We start from the raw sequence: 5,346 nt of genomic DNA on the forward strand, positions 1-5,346 counted from the left end.
CGCCTCGCCGCTGGCCTCGGCGACGATGCTGAGCTTGCCGGCGAGCAGCGCCGGGTTCTTCTGTGCTGCCTCGAACTCGGCGAGGCCGATGCCGGCCGGGTCCGTCGCCGTGAGCGTCAGCCGGAGGTTGGGCTTGCCGTCGATGAAGGCGCGCAGCGCCTCGCCGAGCGCGGTCGCTTCTTCCGTCGGGCCGAGCGTCGCGATCGGCAGCGCCTGGGCGAGGCCCGACAGCATGGCCCGGAAGATCACCGGCTTCTGGTTCTGCTCGCGGGCGGCCAGCGCGACGACGAGATCGGTCATGCCGGCGTCGGCCACCTCGATCTGGAGCTGCCTGAAGGTGAGGGCGGCGGAGGCGGCAGCGACGGCCTCGGGGTCGTCGGCGAACAGGGCGGCGGTGGCATTGCCGAGCGTGCCGCTGAGGCTGATCGAGCCGAGGGCGGTGTCGGCCACCGCGAAGCGGTCGATGACGATGCTCTGGGCGCCTTCGTCCCAGCGCACGGCGATGTCGTAGTCGAGGTCGAGCCGCTCGTAGCCGAGCCCGGCCAGTGCGGCGGCGTCGGCGGGCAGGGCGGCCTGGATGTCGGCACCGTGCAGGCGGATGCTGGCGGGGATGCCGTTGACATAGTCGGCGAGGGTGACGTCGAAGGCGCCGATGCGGGCGGCGATGCGCTGGCCGGGAGCCTCGGGATCGGGGATGTCGAGGCCGAAATCGGCGATGGCGAAGCCGTCGAAGGCGGGCACCAGCTTGCGCCAGTTGGCCGCGAACCATGCCTCGTCGAGCGTCGCGGCCGCCTGCAGCGCGGCGATGGCGCCGGTGAAATCCATGGCCTTGAACGTCATCCGGCCGGCCTCGAGCCAGCCCTGGCCCTCGACGTCCATGCGGAAGTCACGGGCCTCGACGGGGGGATAGACGCCCGGTTCGAAGCCGCCCATGGCGATGGCGCCGGAACTGATCTGCAGCGGCTGGCCCTCGGGATTGCGGCCCGAGCAGGTGAAGCCGTCGAATTCGCCCGGGCTCGACCGGAAGGCGGTGAACATGTCGATGTAGAAGGCGACGACGCGGCCGACCAGGGCGGCATCGACCGTCTCCCCCGCGGCCTGCCGCATCTCCAGCTGGGTGAGCAGCGGCACGATATCGGAGAAGGACGACTTGAGCGGACGGGCGGAGAATTCGGCCATGCGGACGGCGCCGATCTCGCAGCTGACGCCGGGGGCGGTGACGGTCACGCCCTGCATGGCGAAATCCTCGTAGAGGGGGCGCATCGCGGCGTCCCCGCTCCCCCCGACCAGCCCGTAGAAGGCGAGTACGCCACCGATGTCGAAGCGCCCGAACGAGACGGGGCCCATGGCGACGGTGGTGCCGGCCCCGGCCGCGCTTTGGGCGCCGGCCAGCGATACCGAGGCGGCGACGCCGTCGACGACGTCGCGCAGCTCGAAATCGTGGTAGACGGTGACGCTGTCCTCGCCGCCCGCCTCGAGACGCATGGTGAAGCGCAGTTCGGGGATGCGGATGGCAGCGGCGTCGAGGCCCGCCAGCCGCTCGAGCGTTGTTGCCACGTCGCCGGCGAAGAGCGCGCGGACGGCGGCTTCGTCGAGATCGGCATCGACCAGCTCGATGCTGGGAATGGCAAGCGCGAAGGCGTCGGTGCTGCCGCCGAGCGCGAGGTCGCGCACGGTCACGGTCTCCGCCAGTGCCGGGGCGCACAGGCACAGGCCCGCCAGGGCGGCGACGGGCAGCAGCGGGGTGAAGGGTGGGAGCTTGGGCAGCGGCATCATTCTTCCCTCGATGGCGCTCCGCGCGCCGACGGCGCAAACAGGTGCCGCAAAAAAGAGGCCGGGTAAAGCCCCGGCCCAGTCGCGCCCATCAGGAGTCGTGTATGACGGTGTGGCGGGGCCGTCAGCCCTCGCCGCGCCCCGGTGTCCAGCCGCTCAGCGGCGCCGTGGGGCGGTTCGGATCCTGGCGGATCGGGCTGTCCTTGAGGGAAAGGCGCGCCGCTTCGGCAACGATGGCGAAGACCAGTGCCGCGAGCGGTACGAACAGCAGCACGACCTCGGCGTCGATCGTGCCGCTGAGCACGGCCTGCCGCGCCGGCAGGTAGCCGGCAAGGACGGCAAGGCCGACGCCGACAAAGGTCAGGAAGAAGGACAGCAGCGCGGCGGAAAACAGGTTCCGGCGCCCGAGCGCGGCCTTCACGGCGGCGGGCAGGGAGGGCTCGGCGGGCTTGGAAGCGCTCATCGGATGGGGTCTCACTCACCTATTCACAATGGGGTGAGGTGACCAACCCAATGCGGATTTCGTTCGTTGCTATCTGGGTCAAGCGCGTACGATTTGACGGCAATAGTAAGGCAGGCGGACTCCGGCCCGCCTGCCCGTACGTGCCCGGCACAGGAGTTCGGGATGCGGTCGCTCTCCGGAATGCGCCTTCTGCTGGTATCGATTGCCCTGGCGGCAGCAGGCCTTGCCGTACCCGCCGGCGGCGAGGATGCGGCGTCGCCCGAGGCGTGGCAGGCGGTGATCAGCAGTCAGATCCAGGCGTTCCGCGAGCACGACGCGCCGGAGGCCTTCAGCCATGCCGGCATCGCCTTCCAGGCCGCCTTCCCCAACGCGGAGATATTCTTCCTCGCTATCGTCCAGTCCGGCTACGCGCCGATCATGGAGTCGGGCTCGCACCATTTCGGGGCGTTCCGGCTGGGGCCGGACGGCGTCATGCAGAGCGTCACCTTCGTCGGCAAGGACCAGTCGCTCTACGACGCGGTCTACCAACTCACCGAGGAATCCGGGCACTGGCGGGTGCAGGGCGTCCAGCTGATGCCGCCGCGCGGCGTCGCCATCTAGCGCCGCCCGAGCCGCCGGGCCGGCCCGACCAACGGCATATTGTGCCGCGGCCGCATTCGCCCTATCAGTCTGCCCGGTTCTGGCACCCAGCGGGGAGAGTGAAATTGGGATTCCTGTCGGACGCGCTCGGGCGCATCCAGCCTTCGGCGACGATCGCCATCAGCCGCAAGGCCGCCGACATGGCGCGCGCCGGGCGCGACGTGATTTCGCTGGCCGCGGGCGAACCGGATTTCGACACGCCGCGCAATGTCTGCGACGCCGCCATCCGCGCCATCAACGAGGGCAAGACGCGCTACACCAATGTCGACGGCATCGTCGAGCTCAAGGAAGCGGTGGCGGCCAAGTTCAAGCGCGACAACGGCCTGGATGTCACCGCTGCCGACTGCTTCGTCGCCGCCGGCGGCAAGCAGATCATCTTCAACGCCCTGCTGGCGACGCTCAACCCGGGCGACGAGGTGGTCATTCCGGTGCCGTACTGGGTGAGCTATCCCGAGATCGTGCGGCTGTGCGACGCCACCCCGGTCTACGCCGTGGCGGACGCCACGACCGGCTTCAAGCTCAAGCCGGAGACGCTGGAGGCGGCCATCACGCCCAGGACCAAGTGGCTGATCCTCAACACGCCGTCGAACCCGACCGGTGCGGCCTATTCGGCCGCGGACCTGCGCGCCCTCGCCGACGTGCTGCTCCGCCACCCGCACGTGCATATCCTCACCGACGACATCTACGAGGTGCTGGTCTATGACGGCGGCAGCTTCGCTACGATCGCCCAGGTGGAGCCGGCGCTGCGTCCCCGCACCCTGACCATGAACGGCGTCTCCAAGTCGCACGCCATGACCGGCTGGCGCATCGGCTACTGCACCGGCCCGCGCGACCTGCTGGGCGCGATGCTGAAGCTGCAGAGCCAATCGACCACCAACCCGTCCTCGATCGCGCAATGGGCGGCGGTCGAGGCGCTCAACGGACCGCAGGACTTCCTCAAGCAGTGGCGCGCGGTCTTCCAGGGCCGGCGCGACCTCGTGGTCAGCGGCCTCAACGCCAATACGGGGCTCGACTGCCTCACGCCGCAGGGCGCCTTCTACGTGTTCCCCTCGGTCAAGCGCCTCCTAGGCAAGACCTCCGGCGGCGGCGCCAGGCTCGCCACCGACGAGGATTTCGTCATGGCGCTGCTCGAGGAAACCGGCGTGGCGCTGGTGCACGGCACCGCCTTCGGCCTACCCGGGCACATGCGGCTGAGCTACGCCGCCTCCAACGCCCAGCTGGAGGATGCGGTGGCGCGCATCCAGGAGTTCTGCAGCAAGGTCAGCTAGACCCGATCCCCGCCGCCTCCATTGCGAGGCGCCGCCCCGGCCACCGCGGGGCGTCCCAACAACACGGATTGCGCATGCCGGCGGCAGCATGAGCCGCCGCCGGCAGGAGATACCCATGGCAAAGAAACCCACCCCCCGCACCGAGTTCGTGATGTTCGACGTCATCTACGAGGACGGCAGCCAGCGCTCCAACCGCAAGGTCCCGGCCAGCATCCTCGGGGGCCTCGACGGCGACGCGCCGGCGCGCGAGGCGATCATGGAGCAGGATCGCGAGATCGCCCAGAAGTCCGGCCTGCCGCCGCTGGCCATCAAGCAGATCACGCGCAGCCGCAAATAGGCGCCCTCCCGCCACCGGGCCGGGGCACGACAGCCCTCGGAATCGCCGGCATTCCCCGGTCCTGCGAGGCGCGCTAGGATGCGCGTGGCGTTCGGGGAGCGGCGCGACATGGCGAAGACCGATCCGATCCATGCTCCGGCGGCGGACCACGCGCCCGTGCCGGAGATCCATCCGGCGAGCGCGGCGCGCTGGAACGACCTTGTCGAGGTCATCGGCCAGTGCGCGGTCGCCAACAAATGCTGGTGCGCCTACTGGTACCTGAGCAATGCCGGCTACAAGGCAGGCTGGGGCGAGGGCAACCGGCTCGCCTTGCAGCAGCGGGTCGAGGCCGGGGAGGAGCCGGGGATCATCGCCTATGTCGACGGCGCGCCGGCCGCCTGGGTCAGCGTCGCGCCGCGCACCCGCTTCGACCGGCTGAACCGGTCGCGCCATTTCGCCCCGATCGACGACCTGCCGGTGTGGGCGGTCAACTGCTTCGTGGTGGCGAAGCGCTTCCGCCGGCGCGGGCTGTTGCCCGTGCTGGCGCGGGCGGCGGCCGATTTCGCCTTCGCCAGGGGGGCGCCGGGCGTCGAGGCCTATCCGATCGAGCCCTCGGACAAGTCCGCGGCCGGCGATCTCTATCTCGGCACGGTGAAGGCATTCCGGCAGGCGGGCTACGACGAGGTGGCGCGGCCGCTCCCGCGGCGGCCGGTGATGCGGCTGCTGGCAGGCGCTGTGGCCGCGCAAAAGGAAGCGGCCCCGGCGAAACGCCGGGGCGCAGGTGAGCTTCACAGGGAGGGATGAAGCCCGGTAGAAACCCTTACTGGGCGGGCGCCGGGGCGGGCTCGGCCGGAGCGGCCTCGGTCGCGGGCGGCGGCGCGCTGGTC

6 protein-coding genes are annotated in these 5,346 nt (G+C 70.4%); 4 read left to right on the top strand and 2 right to left on the bottom strand.

Features of this window, described 5'->3' with window-relative positions; genetic code table 11:
* Both VGD93_RS03830 and VGD93_RS03835 read right to left on the bottom strand, forming a co-directional pair.
* A partial coding sequence (locus tag VGD93_RS03830; protein ID WP_395009354.1) for a hypothetical protein occupies positions 1 to 1,776 on the bottom strand: 1,776 nt, incomplete at its 3' end.
* Between the two features lie 121 nt (positions 1,777 to 1,897).
* Positions 1,898 to 2,236, bottom strand: coding sequence for a hypothetical protein (locus VGD93_RS03835; protein WP_395009356.1), 339 nt, complete (start codon positions 2,234 to 2,236; stop codon positions 1,898 to 1,900).
* A 162-nt stretch (positions 2,237 to 2,398) separates the two neighbouring features.
* Here VGD93_RS03835 and VGD93_RS03840 point away from each other — a divergent pair, with 162 nt between their 5' ends.
* The 4 genes from VGD93_RS03840 to VGD93_RS03855 all read left to right on the top strand — a co-directional run bounded on the left by VGD93_RS03840 (position 2,399) and on the right by VGD93_RS03855 (position 5,263).
* Positions 2,399 to 2,836: a DUF4864 domain-containing protein gene (locus tag VGD93_RS03840; protein ID WP_395009358.1), complete on the top strand. Its 438-nt coding sequence runs from the start codon at positions 2,399 to 2,401 to the stop codon at positions 2,834 to 2,836.
* A 104-nt stretch (positions 2,837 to 2,940) separates the two neighbouring features.
* On the top strand, positions 2,941 to 4,143 hold the full coding sequence (locus VGD93_RS03845) for a pyridoxal phosphate-dependent aminotransferase (protein WP_395009360.1): 1,203 nt from the start codon (positions 2,941 to 2,943) through the stop codon (positions 4,141 to 4,143).
* Between the two features lie 115 nt (positions 4,144 to 4,258).
* Positions 4,259 to 4,480, top strand: coding sequence for a hypothetical protein (locus VGD93_RS03850; RefSeq protein WP_395009362.1), 222 nt, complete (start codon positions 4,259 to 4,261; stop codon positions 4,478 to 4,480).
* 108 nt (positions 4,481 to 4,588) lie between these two features.
* Positions 4,589 to 5,263: a GNAT family N-acetyltransferase gene (locus tag VGD93_RS03855; protein ID WP_395009364.1), complete on the top strand. Its 675-nt coding sequence runs from the start codon at positions 4,589 to 4,591 to the stop codon at positions 5,261 to 5,263.
* The last annotated feature ends 83 nt before the right edge of the window (positions 5,264 to 5,346 follow it).

Origin of the sequence: Devosia sp., from assembly GCF_036406155.1 — a bacterium.
Classification (GTDB): Bacteria; Pseudomonadota; Alphaproteobacteria; order Rhizobiales; family Devosiaceae; genus Devosia_A.

Coding starts and splice junctions, on each gene's coding strand:
- VGD93_RS03850 (WP_395009362.1), top strand. CDS start 4,259: ATGGCAAAGAAACCCACCCCCCGCACCGAGTTCGTGATGTTCGACGTC.
- VGD93_RS03840 (WP_395009358.1), top strand. CDS start 2,399: ATGCGGTCGCTCTCCGGAATGCGCCTTCTGCTGGTATCGATTGCCCTG.
- VGD93_RS03855 (WP_395009364.1), top strand. CDS start 4,589: ATGGCGAAGACCGATCCGATCCATGCTCCGGCGGCGGACCACGCGCCC.
- VGD93_RS03835 (WP_395009356.1), bottom strand. CDS start 2,236: ATGAGCGCTTCCAAGCCCGCCGAGCCCTCCCTGCCCGCCGCCGTGAAG.